24 protein-coding genes and 2 riboswitches are annotated in these 22,982 nt (G+C 37.9%); of the genes, 8 read left to right on the top strand and 16 right to left on the bottom strand.

Annotation, left to right across the window (positions count from 1 at the left end):
- On the top strand, positions 1-209 hold a 209-nt coding region (locus KS419_RS04230; RefSeq protein ID WP_217064833.1), incomplete at its 5' end, for a hypothetical protein.
- Between the two features lie 134 nt (positions 210-343).
- On the opposite strand, the gene KS419_RS04225 is transcribed toward KS419_RS04230, so the two are convergent.
- Both KS419_RS04225 and KS419_RS04220 read right to left on the bottom strand, forming a co-directional pair.
- On the bottom strand, positions 344-1,714 hold the full coding sequence (locus tag KS419_RS04225) for a hypothetical protein (RefSeq protein WP_217064832.1): 1,371 nt from the start codon (positions 1,712-1,714) through the stop codon (positions 344-346).
- Positions 1,698-2,231 carry an RNA polymerase sigma factor gene (locus KS419_RS04220; protein WP_343215025.1) on the bottom strand — a complete coding sequence of 178 codons (534 nt, stop codon included), beginning with the start codon at positions 2,229-2,231 and terminating at the stop codon, positions 1,698-1,700. The genes KS419_RS04225 and KS419_RS04220 overlap by 17 nt, the downstream gene beginning before the upstream one ends.
- Before the next feature lie 406 nt (positions 2,232-2,637).
- On the opposite strand from KS419_RS04220, the gene KS419_RS04215 reads away from it, so the two are divergent.
- Complete coding sequence (locus tag KS419_RS04215) at positions 2,638-3,549, top strand: ArsR/SmtB family transcription factor (protein WP_217064831.1); 912 nt, start codon at positions 2,638-2,640, stop codon at positions 3,547-3,549.
- Positions 3,550-3,625: 76 nt separating this feature from the next.
- Entirely contained in the window at positions 3,626-4,894 is a 1,269-nt protein-coding gene (locus KS419_RS04210) for an MFS transporter (protein ID WP_217064830.1), read from the top strand.
- Between the two features lie 114 nt (positions 4,895-5,008).
- Here KS419_RS04210 and secY read toward each other — a convergent pair whose 3' ends face one another.
- The 4 genes from secY to metX all read right to left on the bottom strand — a co-directional run bounded on the left by secY (position 5,009) and on the right by metX (position 11,268).
- Positions 5,009-6,310, bottom strand: a complete 1,302-nt coding sequence (secY, locus tag KS419_RS04205; protein ID WP_217064829.1) for a preprotein translocase subunit SecY — start codon at positions 6,308-6,310, stop codon at positions 5,009-5,011.
- A 489-nt stretch (positions 6,311-6,799) separates the two neighbouring features.
- Positions 6,800-8,119 (bottom strand): homoserine dehydrogenase, encoded by a 1,320-nt coding sequence (locus KS419_RS04200; protein WP_217064828.1) that lies wholly within the window; start codon positions 8,117-8,119, stop codon positions 6,800-6,802.
- 151 nt (positions 8,120-8,270) lie between these two features.
- The gene (locus KS419_RS04195; protein ID WP_217064827.1) at positions 8,271-10,055 is read right to left on the bottom strand and encodes a PLP-dependent aspartate aminotransferase family protein; all 1,785 of its coding nucleotides are present in this window, start codon (positions 10,053-10,055) and stop codon (positions 8,271-8,273) included.
- A gap of 124 nt (positions 10,056-10,179) precedes the next feature.
- Entirely contained in the window at positions 10,180-11,268 is a 1,089-nt protein-coding gene (gene metX, locus KS419_RS04190; protein WP_246593650.1) for a homoserine O-acetyltransferase MetX, read from the bottom strand.
- Between the two features lie 143 nt (positions 11,269-11,411).
- A riboswitch (SAM riboswitch) is annotated at positions 11,412-11,534 on the bottom strand.
- A gap of 237 nt (positions 11,535-11,771) precedes the next feature.
- Positions 11,772-11,890: riboswitch (SAM riboswitch) on the bottom strand.
- Positions 11,891-12,351: 461 nt separating this feature from the next.
- Here metX and KS419_RS04185 point away from each other — a divergent pair.
- Both KS419_RS04185 and KS419_RS25140 read left to right on the top strand, forming a co-directional pair.
- Positions 12,352-12,690 carry a hypothetical protein gene (locus tag KS419_RS04185; RefSeq protein ID WP_217064826.1) on the top strand — a complete coding sequence of 113 codons (339 nt, stop codon included), beginning with the start codon at positions 12,352-12,354 and terminating at the stop codon, positions 12,688-12,690.
- Positions 12,691-12,710: 20 nt separating this feature from the next.
- Positions 12,711-12,842, top strand: a complete 132-nt coding sequence (locus KS419_RS25140; protein ID WP_281419766.1) for a hypothetical protein — start codon at positions 12,711-12,713, stop codon at positions 12,840-12,842.
- A 104-nt stretch (positions 12,843-12,946) separates the two neighbouring features.
- On the opposite strand, the gene KS419_RS04180 is transcribed toward KS419_RS25140, so the two are convergent.
- The 4 genes from KS419_RS04180 to KS419_RS04165 all read right to left on the bottom strand — a co-directional run bounded on the left by KS419_RS04180 (position 12,947) and on the right by KS419_RS04165 (position 15,109).
- Positions 12,947-13,204, bottom strand: a complete 258-nt coding sequence (locus tag KS419_RS04180) for an alpha/beta-type small acid-soluble spore protein (RefSeq protein ID WP_217064825.1) — start codon at positions 13,202-13,204, stop codon at positions 12,947-12,949.
- Entirely contained in the window at positions 13,188-13,445 is a 258-nt protein-coding gene (locus KS419_RS04175; RefSeq protein WP_217064824.1) for a YozQ family protein, read from the bottom strand. Before KS419_RS04175 ends, KS419_RS04180 begins: the two co-directional genes overlap by 17 nt.
- A 61-nt stretch (positions 13,446-13,506) precedes the next feature.
- Positions 13,507-13,767, bottom strand: a complete 261-nt coding sequence (locus KS419_RS04170; RefSeq protein ID WP_217064823.1) for a hypothetical protein — start codon at positions 13,765-13,767, stop codon at positions 13,507-13,509.
- A 757-nt stretch (positions 13,768-14,524) separates the two neighbouring features.
- The gene (locus KS419_RS04165; RefSeq protein WP_217064822.1) at positions 14,525-15,109 is read right to left on the bottom strand and encodes a DUF1836 domain-containing protein; all 585 of its coding nucleotides are present in this window, start codon (positions 15,107-15,109) and stop codon (positions 14,525-14,527) included.
- A gap of 143 nt (positions 15,110-15,252) precedes the next feature.
- Here KS419_RS04165 and trhA point away from each other — a divergent pair, with 143 nt between their 5' ends.
- Complete coding sequence (gene trhA / locus KS419_RS04160) at positions 15,253-15,900, top strand: PAQR family membrane homeostasis protein TrhA (RefSeq protein ID WP_217064821.1); 648 nt, start codon at positions 15,253-15,255, stop codon at positions 15,898-15,900.
- Positions 15,901-16,046: 146 nt separating this feature from the next.
- Here trhA and KS419_RS04155 read toward each other — a convergent pair whose 3' ends face one another.
- Positions 16,047-16,451 carry a spore germination protein GerW family protein gene (locus KS419_RS04155; RefSeq protein WP_217064820.1) on the bottom strand — a complete coding sequence of 135 codons (405 nt, stop codon included), beginning with the start codon at positions 16,449-16,451 and terminating at the stop codon, positions 16,047-16,049.
- A gap of 238 nt (positions 16,452-16,689) precedes the next feature.
- Positions 16,690-17,949: a C40 family peptidase gene (locus tag KS419_RS25445; RefSeq protein WP_217064819.1), complete on the bottom strand. Its 1,260-nt coding sequence runs from the start codon at positions 17,947-17,949 to the stop codon at positions 16,690-16,692.
- 437 nt (positions 17,950-18,386) lie between these two features.
- Between KS419_RS25445 and KS419_RS04145 the strand changes: the two genes are divergently transcribed.
- Positions 18,387-18,587: a hypothetical protein gene (locus KS419_RS04145; protein ID WP_217064818.1), complete on the top strand. Its 201-nt coding sequence runs from the start codon at positions 18,387-18,389 to the stop codon at positions 18,585-18,587.
- A 63-nt stretch (positions 18,588-18,650) separates the two neighbouring features.
- On the opposite strand, the gene KS419_RS04140 is transcribed toward KS419_RS04145, so the two are convergent.
- On the bottom strand, positions 18,651-19,313 hold the full coding sequence (locus tag KS419_RS04140; RefSeq protein ID WP_217064817.1) for an NAD(P)/FAD-dependent oxidoreductase: 663 nt from the start codon (positions 19,311-19,313) through the stop codon (positions 18,651-18,653).
- Positions 19,314-19,666: 353 nt separating this feature from the next.
- Between KS419_RS04140 and KS419_RS04135 the strand changes: the two genes are divergently transcribed.
- On the top strand, positions 19,667-21,052 hold the full coding sequence (locus tag KS419_RS04135; RefSeq protein WP_217064816.1) for an MATE family efflux transporter: 1,386 nt from the start codon (positions 19,667-19,669) through the stop codon (positions 21,050-21,052).
- A gap of 37 nt (positions 21,053-21,089) precedes the next feature.
- On the opposite strand, the gene KS419_RS04130 is transcribed toward KS419_RS04135, so the two are convergent.
- The 3 genes from KS419_RS04130 to KS419_RS04120 all read right to left on the bottom strand — a co-directional run bounded on the left by KS419_RS04130 (position 21,090) and on the right by KS419_RS04120 (position 22,846).
- Positions 21,090-21,293: a hypothetical protein gene (locus KS419_RS04130; RefSeq protein ID WP_217064815.1), complete on the bottom strand. Its 204-nt coding sequence runs from the start codon at positions 21,291-21,293 to the stop codon at positions 21,090-21,092.
- A gap of 105 nt (positions 21,294-21,398) precedes the next feature.
- A complete protein-coding gene (locus KS419_RS04125) occupies positions 21,399-22,112 on the bottom strand; it encodes a class I SAM-dependent methyltransferase (protein ID WP_217064814.1) in 714 nt (237 codons plus the stop codon).
- An 86-nt stretch (positions 22,113-22,198) separates the two neighbouring features.
- Positions 22,199-22,846, bottom strand: a complete 648-nt coding sequence (locus tag KS419_RS04120) for an HD domain-containing protein (RefSeq protein ID WP_217064813.1) — start codon at positions 22,844-22,846, stop codon at positions 22,199-22,201.
- Positions 22,847-22,982 lie beyond the last annotated feature (136 nt).

Raw genomic sequence — 22,982 nt, 5'->3', positions numbered from 1 at the left:
GTGCGACGAGTAACCGCAGGAGCAAAGAGCACAACTTCTCTGCAAATACGTCGATTTGTCTCGACGGACAGGACGTCCTAATATCGGGCATGCCAAAGGACGTGGCGTTTTGCCCGATGGACGGATACGCCTCGGAGCATTTGCTCGCAGAGGAAGAGACAGTAGTCGTGAATTTCGCTAAAATCATCCTTTTAAAAAATCAACATTAGCCTTTAACATAGCCTTATTAAAAAAGGATAACGTAAGCACTCGTGTGGTTCCAATGCGATTCGGTGAGCTTAATCTGACAAAAAAAGGTTGGGCACAAGGGACTAAAACCCTTTTGCCCAACCTCTAAACCACTTTAGTCCGCTGCCCTGGTCACGGCAACAAGATACCAATCATCACCGAACTCTTCAAATACGAAACGAAGTGCCTGCCATTCTTCTGCCGTTTCCCCTGCCTCAGATGAGAAATATTCCACAAATACGCCCTCCGGAAATACCTCATAAATGGTTACGAGATCCACATGATTACTAACAGATTGATTAAATTCCGTGCGATCAAACGATAAATTTCCCTGATTTTTATAGGTTAAAACATACCGCTGGATGTATTCATGCACCGTGTAACTTCCGTCAATCTCACTGCTCCATGTGTATCGTTGCCTGTCATCCAGGAAGCCTTCCACCTCATTTTTCTGAAAAACGAGTCCATCAACGACATCATCATATTCCGATAGGCGAACCCCTTTTTCAGGATGGACGAACTCAGACAATTCAAGATAATTATTAGCTTGGATAAGTTTCAAGATTTCCGCACTTTTGGAACGTACCACTTCCTCCACCAAACTGCCCGTATACATCTGACGGCTTATTTCAGCCATTAAGTCATTCCATGCAATCCTCAGTTCCGACTCCTCCAACAACAACGAGTTATCTCCGGCTTGCTGAAGCCTCTCTTTAATCAACCAAAGTTGTTCCGTATCGGCACCATATTGAATTAAACGATGAAAGATGGAGTACACATCAAACGGAAGGTCCCCAGTGTCAATCGTCTCTTGGAAAAACGTAGTTGGTTCCGTTTCAAGCAGATCAAATAAAAGAGTTTGATGGTATTCGGAAAACCTTGGGTCTATATAATGGGCCGTTTCTATTATTTCACCCATATAGGCTAACTTAGTATCTTCTTCTAAATCTTTCAACCAACTTGTTACCGTAACCGTAAACTCAGGCTCCACCTGTTGAGGCGCATTTTCCCAATCAAATTGTTTAATCCATTGATAGAATTCATTAAAGCTCATGTTCTCTAATGTTTCATGGGATATGGCAAAGAACGTATCTCCATAATCGTATTCACCAGTATCTGACTCTTCTGCCTCAGACTCTTCAATGGAAGCACTATCACTGTCATCTGCCGAAAACATCTCCAAGTTTCCCCTGATGGCCGTATCCTCTGGCACACCACCATCCATACCACCGCTACTCGTTTCATCATTCGACGACCCCAAATTAAACAAAGGAGGGATGATCAGAAATAGAAACATTGCGGCAACAACCGGTCCAATGACCACTGGGTCCAATAGTTTTTTTCGAATACGATTCCAGCGGCTTAGCCGTGCTGTTTTCAGCTGAATTGCTTCCCAGGATGTTTGCTTCCTCTCAGAATTCCGCGGAATATGACTTAACCTTTGGAGGTTTTCTTTTATTTTATGCTCGTCATTGAACGGATTCATGCTGACATCCCTCCACATTCATTTCTTTTTTTAGCGTAGCAAAGGCCCGATGTGTCGTCGACTTTACCTTTGCTTCACTCCACCCTAGTATCTCAGCTGTTTCTTTTATGGAAAATTCCTTTATTTGACGCAAAACAATGACCTCTCGATAACTGGGTTTTAGTTTACTCAATGCTTCATAAAGCTCCTTGACACCTTCCCCCATTTCCATTAGTTCTTCCGGACTCATGGCTGTCACTTCCGGCTGGTTCTGGAAAAAGGCTGGTAAAAAAGAAATTGGCCTTTTTTTTCTGTAATAATCATGCGTTGTGTTCCGTGCAATGGTATATAACCAGGTTTTATAGGAAGATCTCCCTTCAAATTGTTCTAACCCTTTATAAGCACGGATGAAAACCTCTTGAGTTAGATCCTCTGCCTGCTGAGTATCTCTAATCTGTAATAATATAAATCTATAAATAGCATCACTATAGTTTTCATATAGTTCCTCGAGGTGGACCTGCTTCCATTCTTCTCCCACGATCTCTTTCCCTCCACTGTCCCCTCAAAAAAGTAGACGTGACTTCCCTGAAGGTTGATTCGTTTGTAATCATACTGTAACAAATGTCTTGCTTCCGTTATGTATACTAAGTCCCTGTTTAGAGCCTGGTTCATAAAAAAAAAATTGAAGGCGCCTATTAAAACTAGTATTGCCACTTACATCAAAATCTAGCTTTTTTCTGAAAAAATAGTAGGTTACTGCTAAAAAGATATTCCTAATTATACAGTATTTTATATGCTTTTGGTGTCTATTCCAGAGGAAACCTTTCCATTTTATCCAAGCTAATTTCACCATTTTTACCATTTTATCAGAATAATGTTGCATCTACTCGCTATGTTCGATTATAATCGAACTATAAATTAATTCGATGGGGGTCGAACACAATATGGTTAATGTTATTTCAATGTTTAAAGAACAAAATGAGTTTATGACTAGTTTATTGGTTTTTTGGAATAAATCCCTCTTCAAAAAAACAGATCTTACTTCCAAGTGGCAAAATAACATCCAGGAAAAAATGAGTGATCGAATGATCGATTCCCTTGCCCAGGAGAATTTGACTTCCAAGTTAGAAATTCTTCACAACTTCTCTTTACTGGATTTAGGTACCGGGGAAACCGTGGAGGACTTATGTCACTGGGTAAAAAATTATTCAGTTTCTCAGCTTACACCAGAGGTTATTTCCTTTTATGGACAAAAATTACCACAGGATATGGACGGTGTCTTACCAATATTAGAAACGTGGAACACTATCTATTTTTCAAAACTGGATTCCACCTTACTTGAGAACCTTCACTCTAAACAAGCTGAGGTAGCCCAATTATTGACTTACCACCATCCGTTAGAAGTCGTAGAGGAAGCGACTAATGGTCTGCACTTAGAAGGGTTTGGGGAAGATTTGACCATCTATCTTGTTCCCCAATTTCATGTCCGACCTATCGTTCTCTTCCACGTGAGCAAAACTGTCCATATCTACAGCTATGCCGCGGACAATATTTCAGCAGAACCTGGAGCACTGCCTCCAGAAATGTTGCGAACACAACAAGCACTATCAGACGAAAATCGGTTAAAAATGCTTCAGCTGATTGCCACTGGTCCAAAAGCTTTTAAAACAATCCATCAATACATGGGGATTGCTAAAAGCACTGTACATCATCACCTCATCACCTTGAGGGCAGCTGGACTGGTGCGGATACACGTTCATCCTGATAAGGCAGATCGATACAGTTTTCGAAAAGAAGCTTTAAGAAATCTGGAAAGTAAAATACTTTCCTATGTTTATAGTAGCGAAAAAAGATAGTTGGTATGCCCTTTCTGGTTTCCAAAAAATAAATGTAATTAGAAGGAAAAATTGAAAATCTGGGAGTTGGGAGAAAATGAAAAGTGTTTATTTACAAAAGTCGTTTTTGTTTCTATGGTTAGCACAGGCTGCATCAGGTCTTGGAGGAACATTTGCCACCTTTATTATATCTTGGTTAGTGTACGATCTATCTGGTTCCAAAATTGCCATGGGGATGATTTGGATTTCCTTCATGGTCCCAAGCCTTTTAACAAATTTACTGGCAGGTCCTTACATCGACCGCTTCTCCTATAAAAAAATGATGATATTCTCAGAATGGTTAAGGGCTATCACGTTTATCATTATTGGTGGGCTCCTTTTAACAAATCAACTACCATTGATAGTTCTCTTTATTGCTGCGATGGTAGCAGGAATTGCAGAACCCCTATTTCGCCCAGCGAGTATGGCTTATGTGGCCTCGATTTTACCTAAAGAGAACCTCCAACGCGGGAATTCTCTCCTTGAAGGTACTATGCAAACAATGATGTTAATTGGTCCAGCTTTAGGTGGTTTACTTTTATCCGTATTTGGCCCTAGTCTCGTTATTTTTATCTTAACTTTCGCAATTACGTTTGCCGGTATCCTTCTATTATTCGTCAAAAACACAGAACAGCTTCAATCAAAAGAAAAAACACCATGGCTTCCCATGTTTAAGGAAGGGATCAACTTCTTTAAGATGTACCCTGTCCTGTTTTGGATAGGTATTCTCATGATGATTATCAACTTCAGTTCAGGAGCAGCACAGCCGATGTTTTTACCATACGTATTAGAACATCTTCAAGGCACCGAATTTCAATATGGGTTATTCATGTCCCTCTTTTCATGCGGAATGGTGTTTGGATCCTTAATTACAGGATTTTTCAAACAACCGAAAAACCTTCGCTTTGTAATGCTGGGAAGTTTAACATTAGGTGGCGTTTGTTTAGTATTCTTAGGACTAGTGACAAATATTTGGGTTGCCTTAGTTATTTCCATGGCCCAAGGGATCTTTGCAGTGATGTTTACCATAAATAACACCACTTTCTATCAGAAGCGTGTACCGGAAAAAATCCGTGGCCGCGTTTTCACCGTGCGAGCACTATTGGCACAATCAGGGATTCCAATTGGGGCAGGATTAGGCGGGGTTCTTGCAGAGGTATACAGCTTCAGTTTCCTGTTTGTCACCTTAGGGGGACTTACTATACTGGCCACAGTAATTGCCTGGTCGTCCAAAATATTTTATCAACTAAATGTACCTCTAGTAGAGGGGGCAGTCCTTACGGATGATAATTTAGGAGACGGGGTCCTTCATAAGGAAGCGACATAAGCCCATCAGATTGTACTATTGAAAAACAAACGAAAACCCGTAGCTGAACCAGCTTCTTTTAACTCAAAAGTAACTGGTCAACTGCGGGTTTTTAAAATCCAACTAAAAGTAGTATTAAGAAGAACGCTTTAAGAATCCAGTGTAACGGCGGTCAATTAACTGACTTTCAATTTGCTTCATTGTATCGAGGGCAACCCCTACGACAATGAGTAGTCCTGTTCCACCGATTTGGACTGCTGGAGGTAGTCCAATTGCAGAAGTGAAAATTAAAGGAATAATTGCTACCGTTGCTAAGAAAATTGAACCTACAAATACTAATCGGTAAAGAGTGCGTACAATGTATGCTTCCGTTGTTTTCCCTGGTCTAATACCTGGAATAAATCCATTTTGCTTTTTCAAATTATTCGCCATTTGCTCCGGATTGATTTGGACAAATGTATAAAAATAGGCGAAGGCAATAATCAATGCAGCATACACTATCATACCTACAGGACTAGATAGATCAATATATCTAATGATCCATGCCCCAACACCAGTATCAGAACCAACAATCCCTGCAACCGTTTGGGGAAGGAAGAAGAGAGCTGATGCAAAGATAACCGGAATAACCCCTGCTGTATTAACCTTTAATGGCAAGTGAGAGGATTGTCCTCCTGAAGGACGTCCACCTGCTGCAATTTTTTTTGCATATTGAACCGGAATTTTTCGGACAGCCTGCTGAACAAAGATAACTCCAACCACAATTGCTAAAATGGCTAAACTTATTAAGAATATTGTTACGATATTGATAAATAACTGGTCACCAGCATCTGCAATATATGTAGCATACAGCTGGTTTACCCCAGTTGGGATTCCTGATGCAATACCTGCAAAGATAATGATGGATATGCCATTTCCAACACCTTTAACTGTGATCTGCTCTCCGAGCCACATAAGAAACGCTGTACCAGCAGTTAAAACAACAGCAATTAATAAATATTTGACAATTGTTGGATCTGGTACCAAACCTGGCATAATGTTGTTAAAACCTATGGATAAAGCTAAAGCTTGAAAGAATGCAATTCCAATTGTTCCATATCGAGTAACTTGAGCTAACTTCTTTCGCCCAGACTCCCCTTCCTTTGCCCATTCAGCAAATTTAGGAACAACATCCATTCTTAAAAGCTGTACGATAATCGAAGCTGTGATATACGGCATAATTCCAGTTGCAAACACGGAGAAGTTCTCTAGTGCCCCTCCACCAAACGTATTTAAAAATCCCAAGGCAGCAAGATCTCCAAAATCAAGAACCTCTGCTCTTACCCCAGGAGCTGGAATATGTGCTCCGATACGGAAAACAACCAGCATAAGTAAAGTAAAGATAATTTTGTTGCGTAGATCACCTACGCGAAAAATATTACGGATTGTAGCAAACATCTGCAGCACCTCTACCTTTTGTGTTTATACTCGCCAATATTCTTGGTGATGTTAATAGAATACCATAAAATCTCCTAAAGTTTTTAGAAATTTTTTAATACGACAAAACATTGTGACAAACAACGTTATAAATTAAGGTTTCCAAGGGGAAACTCTCATAATTTGGAACGCTCAAACCACTGTTTTCCTCCTGAAATCTGTGAATATCTACTATAATCTACGGAAAATGTTCACAAAACTATTATTTTTTCCAAAGCGCTAGAGTTAGACAACTTGCTCGAAGATGCCATAACCTATAAATTACCTTATAAAAAAACGAGGCTGGGACATAACTAAAGTGTTTAATCGAAAATCCGAACAACACACAACCATAGCGAAGTATATTTCCATAGCTAATGATTGATTCAATCATCATTTTCGGATTTTTCATTTATTAAAACACTTTTGTCCCAGCCTCGTCTACTTTATTAACATGTCAAATAGATTAGATTAGATGGAGACCGTTTTTTCTCTCTCAAAAAAAGAACGATTAGATATTAATTTTCTGAAATCTGATAAAACAGGATAAACCCGTACTTTCGCACAGGACCTCTCCTTCCATTGAGATAATTGATTCTCCCTTCCATAGACTATACAGGCTGTTTCAGCTGCTTGTATAATCTCTACGCCTAAGGCAGAGATGGATCTGACTATCCCCTCTTCTCCAGTTACAAACCAGTAAGCCCCGTCTCCACTTGTGATTTGATCGATTGACTTCTGTTTCTCCTGATCCAAGAAGCCTTCCGTGGAAAATTCAATACCCTCTATTGAAAGGTTTTCGTGTCTACTCATAAATAAATTTATCATGTCCTCAACCATAGCACTTGCTGTTGGATATTTCCCTGCACCAGGACCTTGGAGCATAATGGATCCTACGATACTTCCATCAATACGAATGCCATTATTAACCCCTTCCACACCGTATAAAGGATGGTCGTTTAATACAAAACATGGTTGAACTGCTGCATGGACTTCTCCATCCTTTTTTACCAAAGATGCTACATGTTTTATTCGACCATTAAAATGTTCACCTATCTTAATATCACTTAAGGAAACATTTCGAATACCCCTTGGACTATTTTTCCAGATTGGTGCTCTGCCATAAATCCACCTGCTAACAATCATTGTTTTATAGTAGGCATCCCAGCCATCTATATCTTTATCAGGGACAAGTTCTGCATACCCCTTTTCCTGAGCTTCACCAAGGGCATCGGAAAAAGAAGTCCCTTCTTCCCTCATTTTCGATAAGATGAAGTTGGAAGTCCCGTTTAATATCCCTTCAAAGCGTTCAATGGAATTTGCTTTTAGGGTATGACGAATTGTATTTAAGACAGGGATTCCCCCTGCAACCGTTGCTTCAAAAAGGAGATGACAATGGTTGTCTCCTGCAAGCACATGCAATTCTTCTCCGTGTTTGGCAATTAGTTCCTTATTTGCTGAAATTATGGAAATCCCATGCTCCAACAATTGCTTAACATAAGGATAAGCCGTTTCTGCATCAGGAGTCGCTTCTATTACTGCATCCAGTTGACGTTCTTTTAATACGTCTGCCAATTGATCTGTAACGTTTGTTTGCTTTTTAATATTCCTTTTTTTCGTTCTATTTGCAACCAGAACAAGCGGAATGTTAATTTCCCTACCTAATATACTAGAAATCTTGTCAGATTTTTTTTGAAGTGCCCAATATACCCCTTCACCAACGGTTCCAAATCCGAGAATGGCAATATTGAATGATTTTTTTTCATCAGTTACCCTTATATGTTGGCTCATACAACGAAACCTCCTTTGCACATAAGATTAAATAAAAATATTAGTTAAAGGTTGTTCTTAGTGGGGACTTCCCATTTAGAACAACCTCCATCTATGATTAACGGTTTTTCACATTGGTCTTTAAAAGTTCCATTAGTCTCTATTGTTCCTATTAGGAAGTAACTCTTCCCCTTAAACGATCCAATTCTTTGGATGCACAGCGATTATGCACCACTTCTAATCCACCTTCTTGGGCAATCTGTGCCGCTTCTTCAGATATAATTCCTTCTTGCAGCCAGAACACTTTAGCTTTGATGGACACAGCACCCCGCGCCACTTCCACTGCCGCCTCTGGTTTTCGGAAAACTTGAACGATATCTACTGGTACAGGAATGCTTTTTAAATCTGGATAAGACACTTCTCCTAGTACGCTAGATTCCTTTGGATTTACTGGGATAATTTTATAACCTTCTTGCTGTAATTTTTTCGCGATCCGGTAACTTGGACGGGAAGTATCACTACTAAGTCCAACAACAGCCCACGTTTTTGGACGCTGAACAGTTCCTAATTCTGTATGTTCCACTGTTTTTATATTAGAGAGGACCCACTGAATAACTCCCTCATCTGTGGCTAAATTGTTGTTTTTTTTTACCCCTTGACCCTCTCCAGTAGCTTTCACTAATGCCTGATCTAAGTCCTTAAATAAGTCTTCAATATTTTCAATTCCTACAGAGAGACGAACTAAGTCTTCTGTTACTCCCGTGGCTTTTATTTCTTCTGCTGAAAGTTGCTGATGAGTCGTTGTTGCCGGATGGATAATCAGACTTTTCGCATCGCCCACATTCGCAAGATGGGACCATAATTGAACGGAATCTATTAATTTTCTTCCTGCTTCTCTGCCGCCTTTTATTCCGAAATTTAAAACAGATCCAAAACCATTCTGGAACAATTCCGAAGCAAATTCGTGCGACTGGTGGGATTTCAGTCCAGGATAAGAAACCCATGAAACAGCAGGGTGTTCCTCTAAGTACTTCGCTAATTTTAACGCATTCTCATTATGACGTGGCACCCGCAAGTGTAAAGTTTCTAAACCTTGAATCAGTTGAAATGCATTGAACGGGCTGATGCAAGCTCCGAAATCACGTAATAATTGAACACGGAATTTTACAGCGAACGCCGGTGGTCCAACTTCCCCATACACAAGTCCATTGTAGCTTCGGTCTGGTTCTGTAAAACCTGGGAACTTATCTGTGAGCCAGTTAAATCTGCCCCCATCCACAACGACACCACCAATGGAGGTTCCATGACCACCAATCCATTTTGTCGCTGAGTGAACCACAATATCTGCTCCATGGGTAAGTGGCTTACATACGACTGGTGTAGCAAATGTATTGTCAATAATAAGCGGGATCCCTGCTTGATGTGCCACATCTGCAATTCCTTCTATATCTAATACGTGAAGGCTAGGGTTTCCGATGGTTTCTGCAAAAACAGCCTTCGTATTCTCGTTGATTGCTGTTCTAAAATTTTCCGGATCAGTAGGGTCCACAAACTTCACATTAATTCCGTACTTTGGAAGTGTAATGGAAAATAAGTTATATGTTCCCCCATATAAATTTGTGGCTGCAACTATTTCATCCCCTGCTTGAGCAATGTTTAAGATGGAAAAAGCAATGGCAGCCATTCCTGAAGAAGTAGCAACTGCTGCAACCCCCTCTTCTAATAGAGCCATCCTTTTTTCAAAAACATCGACCGTAGGGTTCATAATTCTTGTGTAAATATTTCCCGTTTCACTTAAGGAAAAAAGGCTCTCCGCGTGTTCTGTATTTTCAAATACATACGAAGTAGTCTGGTAGATTGGAACAGCCCGTGAACCTGTCGTCGGATCCGGTGTCTGTCCCCCATGTAATAACAATGTCTCTAAGTTCTTTGTTTCAAAACCTTCTTGATTACTCATCCTTGTCATTCCTCCAATTTCTTTTTTATTTTTCCCATTGACTGATGCAATTCGGCTCCACAAACTATTTATTTAAACAATGAGAATGGAAATCTTCTATCCTTCCATCCTAGTTTTAACTCTATTAATCAACAGCAGCCTTTACGATGTTCCCCCACTTTTCGTACTCCGTTAAGAAACCATCATGACCAAACACTGTTTCCACTTCGTTAAACGATACGTCTGCTCCAACTTCTCTCCACAATTGACCTAGCCGTTTCACTTCATCTGACGGGTAAAGAAGATCTCCCTCAAAGGCAACAAGTTCAACTTTCTTTTTAAAACGGGACAAGACATCTTTTAAAGATCCCCTTCCCTTTGCTATATCATGATGGTCCATCGCTTTTAACAAATATAAGTAACTATTTGGATCAAAACGCTTCGTAAATTTTTCTCCTTGATAAAGTAAATAAGATTCTACTTGATACGCTACTTCCTTATGGAATCCTCCCCAAGGATCTTTTTCCTCCCGATGAAACCTCTGATTGAATAATCTGTCGGACCGGTAGGTTATCATTCCAATCATTCTAGCAATAGCAAGACCGCTTGATGGGAATTGTGTTTCAGAGTAGTATCCCATATTCCAATTCTTGTCTTCAACTATAGCTTTTCTTGCAATGGCATTGTACGCCATTCCATAATCACTCAACTCAGAGGTCGCTGCCATGACAACGATACGATCAATAAAATCTGGGTATAGAATCGCCCATTCCAGTACTTGCATTCCACCTAATGAACCACCTACAACTGCTCGAAGATGCTTTATCCCAAGTAATTCCAATGCCAGTCTTTGTGTATTCACCATGTCTCGAACGCTGATAAAAGGAAGGTCCGTTCTATAAGGGGTTCCAGATTCTTCCCCGGAAACGGGAGAAGTGGGCCCTGTAGAACCATTACATCCACCTAATACATTAAATGTAATAACTTGATGTTTATTTAAATCAATATGACCTCCATGATGAATTAATCCTCTCCACCAACCTGGCTCCTTCTCCGTTCCTACCGCATGTTGATTCCCAGTTAGGGCATGACATATAAGTATGGGATCACCTAGTTTCGTCCCAGCTTTCTCATAGGCCAGTGTAACATTCTTTAGTTGTATACCTGATTCCAGTGTTACTGTTGGCAATGTCACTTTACCTGTTACTGTGTTTCCAATATGAGTGATAACCAACCATTACACCTCCGTAAACTCCGATTGCAAAGCTATGCAAAATAATTGTTATAACAAACAACGATCTTTTTGAAAATAGCCTGTTAAAAACATAAAAACCTCCCTGCCAATAGACAGAGAGATGTAAGCTCTAATAAACATCTCTCTCATCTTTCAGAGCATCACAACTCTGTAGGAATTGGCACCTTGCATAAGACACATTTATCTGCATCTTAGCTGGTTGCCGGGCTTCATCGGGCCAGTCCCTCCACCTCTCTTGATAAGAGAATTTGTATGTAGTTGGTGTTTTTTATTTTAACTCTTTAATTATTTAGAATGGTAACACTTTTACGCATTAACGTCAATTGTTTTATGTTAGATTTTTTATCGGCATACTTGGTTTTAACACTCCCTATGAAAAGAATTTCTAAGACAGACAAAGATAGAAAACCCCCCGCTTAATCATTCAGCAGAGGGTAGTATAAGTTCTGATATTAAAAACCTTCTTAAAGGTTTCATTACCAATCTCATCTCCCAAAGCTGATAATGCTTTGCAGGAATTAGCACCTTACATGATCTGTTTTAAAATCATGCGGGTTGCCGGGCTTCGTCGGGCCAGTCCCTCCACCTCTCTTGATAAGGAAAAAATCTTTTTTACATTCATATGAAGTTGATAAAATAATAGCACCACTTTTTCTAAAAGTCAAAATATTTATGATAATAGCAGACCTAAAGATTTGTGATAACATGCGTATAAATTAGAGGGAATCGAAAAAGTGGTGCTTTTCCACTTTACAGTCCCTCGAAGCAATAAGCGTTGCCGTCGCAATCTTTTAAAAGCCTGATAGGAGCAGTTTTCTCCTATCAGGCGAGCGACTAGCGAAGCCAGAGCCATATAAATAAAAGGAACTGTAAAAGTGGTTTTAAACTTTTTCAGTGGCCTCTGTAAATTATATGATTTTTATACTATTAAACAGAACTAACTATTTTATCCTGAGTTTAGTACTTATTAAATTTGGCAAAAATTCATAAAAAAATAACTTGTTTTGGTTCCATTATATCTCTAAAATAAAATCAACTTCGATAAACAGAGGGGTGGCGCCATTGATCAGTCGGTTACTGTTAGTCATTACATTACTCTTTCCATTGATGGATTTTTCATTATGGAATTACCTTTCCAGTTCTGATGAAGTTAAGGTTAGCGACTCCCTTTTTCTAGATCAAAATCAACAGGAAAAAATAGAAGGAGTATTTTTTCCAGAGTCTTTCGAAAATGACATCCAATACAATTCTGGAAATAGACTTAAAATCCGGATCCCTAAAATTCGTAGTTATGTTTTTGTACTACACAGTGATATCCATTCAAAACAAAAACAAAAGGAACACCTAATGTATAGGAAATACAAGAGTACGTTTGTACCTCCTCCTGTTTCATTTATATAAAAAAAATGGAGGAATGCAGGATGAAGGTAAAGAAAAATAGTGAACTGGTTCAAGTGAAAGAAGCCTTATGGGGATTAACATGGGGACTATTCATGATGATCACTTTGTTTTTGATTTTACACTTTATGTTTGACATAAAAATGTTGCAATAGAAAAAATGGCAAAAAACTTTTTTTAATAAACGAAAAACACGATTTTATGACCCCAAGGTATCTATTATCAATTCCATGGGGTCTATTTTTTCTAATAAACAATATTATTTCCTATGGTTCATCATTTGTTGTTCACCCATTTTCACAAGTTCCCGAACCATATTCCCACCAATACTTCCACCAATTTTCCCAGCATCCTTAGCTCTTATATTTCCGTTATATCCTTTTTGAAGGGAAATACCTTTCTCTTCTGCCACTTCATATTTAGTATTTGCAGCATTAGTGGTTTGAGTAACTTGAGCTTTTAGCCTATCTAACCCTTCCCTTGCTTCCGGCACTAAAATTTTATTTCTTCTGGCCATTATCATCAAACCCTTTTCTTGGAATCTCTTCCCCTTCATGATTCGTTAGCTCATCATTATCATTCAAACGGTCAATTTTTCCATCAATTGTCCCTTCCATATACGTATCACTTACTTGCTCATGTGTAATGGCAAGACCTTTATCTGATTCATGATGACTTGTGTAGTCAAAAACATGATATGATTTTTCTGCAACTTTCCTTGCGTTTTCCATTCGTTGTTCTTGATTCTTCTTATCCATGTGGCAAACCTCCTTAATTTTATTTTTTACCATCCATCCTTAAATATGATTGGTACTTCCTTCAAAGACTTTCCAAAATGGTATCCAATTCCTCAAGTAAGGACTGAACTTCCATACTATTTAAAAGGATCGGAATCTGATCATTTACTGTAATCGTACATGATCCTTGTTCGCTCTGCGTTAACAAATAGCTATACAATTTTTCTAATTGTGCTTCAGTTAATGTGGAATGTGTTGCTAAATTCCTTACTTGTGTTAGATAAAAGATATCTTCCTCCGTTGATACTTCTCCACTAAAAATACTTCCGGTAAATTGATTCATTGTATCGCCACCTTACCAACTATATGGATAAAAAAAGTTTATACTTTTGTACAAGGTTATGTTAAAGGTATGATGTTGATTTTGATATAGTGCGAAAGGTGCGAGGAAACTGTCTTTTCCTCTACTAGTAACTCTTCGAAGCGAATCTGTCGAGACAACTCGAAGTTTCTTCTTGAAGATATTGCTCGTTGCTCCTGCGATTACTCGTCGCATGTATGGAGTTGCTCCTGCGATTACTCGTCGCATGTATGGAGTTGCTCCTGCGATTACTCGTCGCATGTATNGAGTTGCTCCTGCGATTACTCGTCGCATGTATGGAGTTGCTCCTGCGATTACTCGTCGCATGTATAGAGTTGCTCCTGCGATTACTCGTCGCATGTATGGAGTTGCTCCTGCGATTACTCGTCGCACAAGAGAATCCTGCGGGAAAAGCGAGTTCAGGGGATACCCCGCAGGGCCGCAGCGACGAGGAGGCTCCCGAACCGAGCATCCTGAAGTGAAATCAACAACAAAATATAACAGCCTTGTACAAAAAAATAACGCCTATTTACTTTGTGTGTATAGTAATAACAATATGGAAAGTATTTTAAATCCAAGGAAATATACTCTATTTTTCATAAAATGATCCTAAATTCTATGCTAAGAAGAATTGTCATATCTGGTTCTTTATTATTCTCCATTTCAATCTCTACAATACAAAAAAGCATAGAGTTATAATGCTCTACACTTTTTATTTCAATTCATCACTGTTAGGCTTTTATTTCGTTTCTGTTTTATTTTCTTTAATCATATCAACCAGTTTTTCCGCTGTCCTCCGGTAAAAATTACTCATGTTAACGAGAGATGCAATTAATAAAATATGTTCCAGCTGCTCTTTCTCATCATCTTCTAAAGAGGACACCTCTTTTTCCACTTCTTTTACATGTTCTTCTAGATCAGTCGTAAATTGAGCTGCATTCGTTGAAGAAAGGTTCAAGTATGCTGAATAAAAGGGATCTAACTCCATGTTCCCGTTTATTATTTTTTCGTTCACCTCATCTAACGTTTTCTTTATATCACTAATGGAGAGGGCACCTTTCAACTGATAGATCAGACTTATCAAGATTATATGTTCTTTGGAATACTTTTTGTTTGTTATGGGAAAAAACAATTTACCTTTAGCGTAATTATTGATCATTGTCTTCGTTAATACTTTCTCTTCATCGTTTCGCTTAACCTCACCAAACTTCTTCTCAAACAGTTGAATTACTTGATCCATATATAAATCAAGATCCGGAATGTCATCAATTTTTATATTAGTATCCAAGCCTAACTCCATAAGCATTTGATGTATCTTATCCATAAATAACAAACTCCGATCTCTTCCTATTTCCAATCATTATACGATAAAATTTCTTTCCAGTAAACGGTTGACTACTTCAAGTAATGCGTATATTATTATATGTAGTATTAAATACTACTTATCAACATAAAGGAGTTTTAAAAATGAATACTTATATTCGAGAACCAATAAACGGTTTTACACACTTAGCTGGAGCTATTCTAGCGTTTTTCGGATTATTAGCTATGGTAATAAAAGTAAGCGCATCTTCACCTTCGATTTTGGCAATTACCTCCGTCATTATCTTTGGCTGTAGTATGATACTTCTTTATTCAGCTTCTGCCACTTATCACATGGTGGTAGCCAAAGATCGGGTAATAGCATTTTTACGACGAGTAGACCATTCCATGATTTATGTCCTCATTGCAGGAACCTATACTCCTTTTTGTCTAATAAGTCTAAATGGAGTAACAGGTTGGGTATTGTTCGCAATTATCAGCAGCCTCGCCATATTTGGGGTCATATTTAAGCTCGTGTGGTTTCATTGTCCGAGGTGGTTATCCACTACACTCTATATCGCTATGGGTTGGGTAGTGATTTTCTTTTTCTCTCCCCTTTCTGAAGTCTTACATTTCAATGGCATCCTTCTATTGATAGTAGGGGGGGTATTATATACAATTGGTGGAATTATTTATGCAACAAAACCGAAGTTTTTAGCTTTTAAGCATATGGGTTTCCATGAAATATTTCATATTTTTATCTTGTTAGGAAGTTTGGCACACTTTCTATCTGTGTTCCTATATGTCATTTAATTAGAAAAGCACTACGGGCAACTCGTAGCCTACTCGTGATTAAACACTCATCGCTGGGAGGTAAACAGAGATAAGAAAACCTAAACTCATTTTTTTAACTCTCTAATCATAAAAAGACTCCTTCCATTGCGGAAAGAGTCTTTGACTTATTTTTTGTTGAATTTCCCATTGTAATTCGATGCTTTTATTAATAACCATACTAGGCCAAACGTAAAAATAGAGGATAGGATTAAAAGGAATTTAAGATCAATGGCCGGTTTGAAAGAAGTTTTTTCAGATGATATTTCATAGACACCATACGGAGTGACACTGATCCTACCACCACCTCCTCCCCCTTCTGCCTGAGGAGATTCTTCCGTTCGATCTGTGAAACCCCCTCCACCTCCACCCATATATGTAGATTTTGAAACCGGCACAATCTTTTTTTCTCCCACTTCAATCGGATCCCCAAAAACAAGGCTGACATCTCTGTTCCTTAGAAACTTAGACAATATTGGTTTAATGGGCATCTCATAACCTGATTTGACTTCTTCCTGACTATTTGATTCCATCTCCGATCCCTCCCAATGTAGTATTTAATGTATTACTAGTTTCGTGATACTCCATTGTCTTTCCTTCTAAAAATTTAGATAAACATGTATAACTACTACCGAAAACATGGATTTTTGCTAGTTTATTCTAAGGATCTTTAGTTTAAAATAATTTTTTGCGGGAAAAGGATTATAAAGTAAAAAAAATGTGCTGCGAAAGGAAACTTTCGCAACACATTTATCGTCTAAGAAGTAGTTACTATTCAATTATACGTCGTACGTGACCTTTAAATGTCCTCTTATAATAAGAGTTGTTCATGCTAGCAATCGCTACTCCAGTGGAACTTTGGGAACCGATGAATTGTCCATTTCCAATGTAGATTCCAACATGACCATTTCTTTTGTAAGTATCAAAGAATACTAAGTCACCAGGTCTCATTTCACTAGCGGGAACTTGTCTACCTTGACGAGCTTGAGCATCTGTGTTGTATCCTAATGTAATACCAGCCTGTGAAAATGCCCAACGAGTAAATGCCGAACAATCAAATCGTCCATTTGCAATATCATAGGCATTTCTTCCACCACCGAAAACATACACTGAATTTCCGATGTAACGGTTACCGGCATTAATTACCGTACCTACATTGCCACTGAATGTTTGCCCAGATGAAGAAGTGCTAGCAACTGCTGTTGTTGAATTGCTTGATGTAGTTTGTGTTGCTGCCGCTCTTGCAGCTCGTTCCGCAGCACGTCGTTCGTCAATAGTTCTTCTAATTTGAGCTTCTCTTGCAGCTAAGTCACTGTCTTCTGCCTTCAATTCATCCATTAACTCTTTATTTTTCTTTTCTTTCTGCTTTAATTCTTCTCGTAATTCATCATTTAATTCTTGCTGATCCATTAAATGATGGTGCATCCCTTCAAGTTCTGTATTTAATGCTTGAAGTTCATCGAGTTTTTCTTCCACCACAGCTTGTTTTTCTTCAATTTCAAAGATGTTTGCTTCTAATTGCTCAATGAATTCATTGTCCGCTCTAGCAATTGTTGCAATCGCAATTACGCGCTCAATAAAATCACCAAAACTTCTTGCTCCAAAAATAACTTCGATATAGTTAATGTTCCCGCCACTCTTTTGATAGGACGCTGCACGGTCTTTTAGTAATTCAAATCTTTTATCAACATCAGCTTGAAGGATGTCAATTTCTCCTTGAAGTACTTCAATTTCCGCTTCTGCTATAGAGATTTCTTCTGCTGTTTCTTCCATCACAATCTTATTATCTTCGATGGCTTCTTCGAGTCGTTGAATTTGTTCAGTAATTTCTTCTAATTCAGTCATTACTTCTGCAAGCTTTTCTTCTAATTCTGATAGATCAGATTTAAGTGCAGACCTTTCCTCCTGAATTTGTGCCTGTTCTCTTTCTAAATCACTAATGCGTTCAGCAGAAACTGGAGGCACCACTGCAAAACTACTTAAACCCATTACAACTACTGTACTTAGAATAAATACTTTTCTTCTTAGCACAATCTTCCCTCGCTTTCCATTCCTATCAAATTTTTCAGCATTCTATGTATTTTTTGCTTCATCCACTTATAGAACTCTGATAGCTATTTTTATTCTAGTAAATTGCCTTAACAAATAGAAGTATATCACCACTAAATGACATAGATGTAATACTAATGTTACAATTATATTTCGAGATAGACAATTTCTTCGTTACTTTTTACAATTTTTGCATTTTAATAGTCTTATATACCTATTTCCGTCCTCGACTTTTCTGTTGTTTTGTTAGTAGTTTTCTATCTATTATCTTTTTAACATACTGGTATACTGCAATTCTCATTAATTAGTTCAACTATTTTAATTGGACTAGATTTTTTTGTCACAAATACAAAAAAAATAATAATTAAATTTTTCAATTGTGACGAAATATTGAACACATTATAAGGGGAGATGGTTTTATGAATACAATGCCGCTTATCATTATCGCAGGAATTGTCTGTATCATTGCTTTAGTAACTACTATTTATATTGCTTTTCGTCCAAATGACAGAAACTATCAGAAAAACACTAAAAGTAGATGGATCCTCTTGACATGGATTTATATTATTACATTTGTTCCAGCCCTCATATTTACTGTAGTTTATTTTGTTATCCGGTGAATAAGGTTGTCCAACAAGAGAGTTACCTCACTAGTCTCCCGCCGGAACGGAAGAATATTATTATCATTTCTTCGTTTCCCCATTGATAGAATTACTTCTGTCGCAGTATGTTTTTAAATTATCTAAACCATAACGACTAACAAATTTAGAAAATGTTTCCCGTTTTCTCCCATTTTGTCGATAGACTTCAAGAACCATATCCACCAGAGTAAATAGCTCCTTGTCCTGAAGGGAACTTTTTAAAAGGACACCTGGACGAGCATCCTCCCCTTTCGCCTTCCCTCCAACATACAGGTCGTAACGATCTTTACGTTTGATGACTCCGATATCATTTATTAATGGCTCACCACAGGCATTCGGACATCCTGTGTAAGCTGGCCTTAATGTGAAGGGAACATCTTGTCCCGCTATCCGACGATTTAATTCCATTGCGGTAGGCATTCCTTCTTCCTCAGCGCCTTTACAAAAGTTGCATGTCCTTAAGCTTTTAACATAATTTCCAACTTTATATACATGTAATCCTACCTTTTCTAGGGAATTCTTCACTTCCTCCACCTTTTCTTCAGATACTTGAATAATTAATTGCTGAAAAGTAGTCAACTCAATTTCAGTATCATCATCCAAATAATAACCTAATGCAATTAGCTGTTTTGGAGACAATTTTGCACCGAAATCAATTCCACCATTCACCGCTAAAGAGACGTTTGAGTCATTTCCAGTACTCATCATTTCTCCTCCTGATTCCTGATTTTCTATATAAAAGGAAGTATACCATACCCCCGAACTGTATATAAAACTAGTTATTGTTTTTTCATTAATCCTCTTTGCGTAGTTACAAGTTTTTATTGAAGTAACAAGTACAACCCTAAATAATTTAATAATTAGATGAATAAAAAATAGAACCTTTGTAGGAATATAGCTTATTCCTTGAAATTGTGTAACAATTAATAGATTAATTCCTACCTGAAAAAGTTATTTTTAACTATTATAGATAGTAAATTTTTAGTATTTCTCTAACAGCTCACAACGGAAAAACAAACAAGAGTAAGCTTCATTAAATTTATTTGGAGGATTTTCATATGTCGTCAGCAAACAAAACCTCAATTAAACAATTATCTTTATTTGCTATTACATGGCCAATTTTTATTGAAGTATCTTTACAAGCACTATTACAATTTTCCGATGTTTTTATGCTTAGCTTTGTTTCCGATGAAGCAGTTGCATCAATCGGTGTTGTTAACCAAATAATGATGTTTACATTCGTTCTATTTAATTTTACAGCAATGGGGGCTGGTGTTGTTGTCGCTCAATATATCGGTGCAAAGAAACAAAAGGATGCTAGTCTCACAATTGGAAATGCCATTGTCTTAAATCTATTATTTGGTTTATTAATCAGTGCTATCGTAGTTTTCTTGCGGCATCCTATTCTATCGTTGTTTAATTTATCAGCAGATCTTTATGAATACGCTAATATATACATGATTATTGTTGGGGGTACTTTATTTACCCAAGCATTAGTTCTCACTATTTTTTCCGTTCTCCAAGCAAAAGGTCTGACAAAAGATGTTATGTACGTATCTCTTGGAATGAATGTCTTAAATATAGTTGGAAATTATGTTTTCATTTTCGGTGCTTTTGGTGCACCACAAATTGGAGTAACAGGGGTAGCAATTGCAACAGCCGTGTCCAGATTGCTTGCTATGTTGGTTTTAATAAAGATGTTGACTAGTCGCGTGGACATTACAATTAAAATAAAAGAATTTTTCACTTTAAATAAAGAATATATCAGCAAAATATTGAAAATTGGCATTCCGTCAGCAGGAGAACATTTATCTTATAACATGAGTCAGATAGTAATAACTGTTTTTATTACAATCCTTGGAGCTACGGCTTTAGCAACGAGAGTATATACACAAAACCTGCTTATGTTGTTAGTTATTTTTTCCATGGCCATGTCAAAGGGAATGCAAATCTATATTGGCCAACTTGTTGGTGCAGGAAAAATGGATTTTGCATATCGTGAAATGTACAGGGGATTAAAGTGGGCTTTAGGTGTTGCGATGGCAGTTGCAGTTATTATCACCATTTCAGGGGATACACTTTTTTCATTCTTCACAAGCGACCCTGATATAATTACATTAGGTACAACTTTATTACTATTCGGATTAATTTTAGAACCTGGTAGAACTTCTAATCTTGTTATCATCAGTGCCCTGAGAGCTTCCGGCGATGCTCAATTTCCTGTAATCATGGGAATTGTTGTCATGTGGGGAGTAAGCGTGCCCTTCTCCTATATATTAGGAATTCATTTCGGTTATGGTCTCATTGGGGTCTGGATCGCCCTCATTTTAGATGAGTGGATAAGGGCAGTTCTTATGTTTTTCCGCTGGCGGAGCAAAGTTTGGCAAGATAAGTCACTGGTGGAACCAGCGAAGGACCATGAAGTCCAAGTAGAGAGCGGATAATAAGTATAGTAACTGGGAAGACTCAAAAACGTAGATGTTATCGATAAACATCTACGTTTTCTATGGGTACATCCATGGATGTTAAGGTCCCCATAAATTCTTTTTTCGAAAAATCTTCTTTCCTTTCAATTTCAAGTACTGACTTTCCTTTAAACATTGCAATTCCTCTATAATAGCCTGTTAATTGACGAATGTTTTCTTTTTCATCTCCTGTTAAATCCCGTTTAAAATAAATTTCCATATTGTATAAACCTCCATTACACAATATAACCAATAAGCAGGAAAAAACTACTTCCTAATATTTATTTATTCCATAAATACTTTTTTTAGAAAGTGTTTCCCCTGTTCATGATTTTTTATATCCTTTAATTATTACGAAATGGGGATTTTTCATTAAATACTCATAGGCTTTAGGGTGGATTTCCTTAAACCCTTCCACAGGCTGTGGTTCCACCAGTTTGTCCAGCGAAAAAAACTTAGTTGTGTCCTTTATTAACTCTTGTAAAGTTCTTCGATAATAATTTACCTTTACTTCCCATTCCCCCTTTTTCCAAGTATCAGACATCCTTTTTTTCTCAAAATAGTCTTCGCACTGAAAGTAAGTAAAATCCATAAATGGATGATGTACTGAAAAGAGTATGAATCCACCTGATTTTAACACTCTGTGAAATTCTCGAAATGTTGGTTCCCAGTCTTTTATATAATGCAATGTCAGAGAACTTAAGATAAAATCAAATTCATCATCTTTGAAAGGTAAGGCTTGTCTAATATCATGACACAAAAATGTCCCTTTGACGTTAAAACGTTTTTTCGCCGCTTCGATCATCTTTGGACTCAGATCAATTCCAGACACCTGTGCTCCCCTTTCCGTTAATTTCTCGGAATACCAACCTGCCGCACACCCTGCATCTAACACCTTCCAACCTTCCAGATGTTCAGGTATTTCCTGTAACATTGCTGGTCTTTCATAATGGGAGTTATACGGACTGGCCCCATTATCCACTGAATCTGCATAATATTCAGATAAGACATCAAAGGCAGTAACAACTGATTTTACCATTCAATATTCACCTCTAAGTAAATTAAGTATAGTTGATTTGCCATTTAACAAGGAAGGTGAGATGGTTTATGAATATTATTAACCCTTTATTTTCTCCCGTCCCACTCTTCGAAAAACTGCTCTAAAAATCTTATCATGTAATCATGTCTTTCCTGTGCCATACTTTTTCCCGTTTCTGTATTCATCAAATCCTTCAATTTTAGCAGCTTTTCGTAGAAATGGTTGATTGCTGCTCCCTTATTGGAACGATACTCCTCTTTAGTCATTGTCTCACGGGGCACATCATTTGGGTCATACATTTGACGGCCTTTGGAACCACTGTAGATAAAACAGCGGGCAATTCCGATGGCACCGATGGCATCCAGTCTGTCTGCATCCTGTACCACTTTAGCCTCCAAACGAGTTAGTGTTGGTCCGTTCCCCCCTTTAAACGAAATCGTTGAGATAATCTCCATGATAATCTCCAATTCCCCCTTGTCCACTTCCTGTGATTCCAGCCACCCTTTTACTCTCTGCATTCCCACTTCTTCACTTTCATTAAGCTTTTCATCAGCAATATCATGTAGAAGTGCAGCCATCGTACAAAGAAAAAGATCCGCATTTTCATCTTGAGCAATTTTCTTCGTCACTTCTGTTACTCTGTAGATATGCCACCAGTCATGGCCACTTCCTTCCCCTTCCAATTCATTTTTAACAAATTCAATCGTGTTTTCAATGATTTGTTCTTTATTCATCTTATCCCCACCTACTATTAATTTTTCTAGTATTCCCGTTACAATTTTGATGACTAACCTTATGGTAGTCCAAAGACATTAGCATATCAAGATAATTAAGAAAAGCGTAAGCGCCTAAAAAGTGCCAGGCACTTGT

Source organism: Evansella tamaricis, from assembly GCF_019042215.1.
GTDB classification, from domain to species: Bacteria; Bacillota; Bacilli; order Bacillales; family Salisediminibacteriaceae; genus Evansella; species Evansella tamaricis.
The sequence above is the reverse complement of the archived record's forward strand: the minus strand, read 5'-3'. Positions and strand labels throughout refer to the sequence as shown.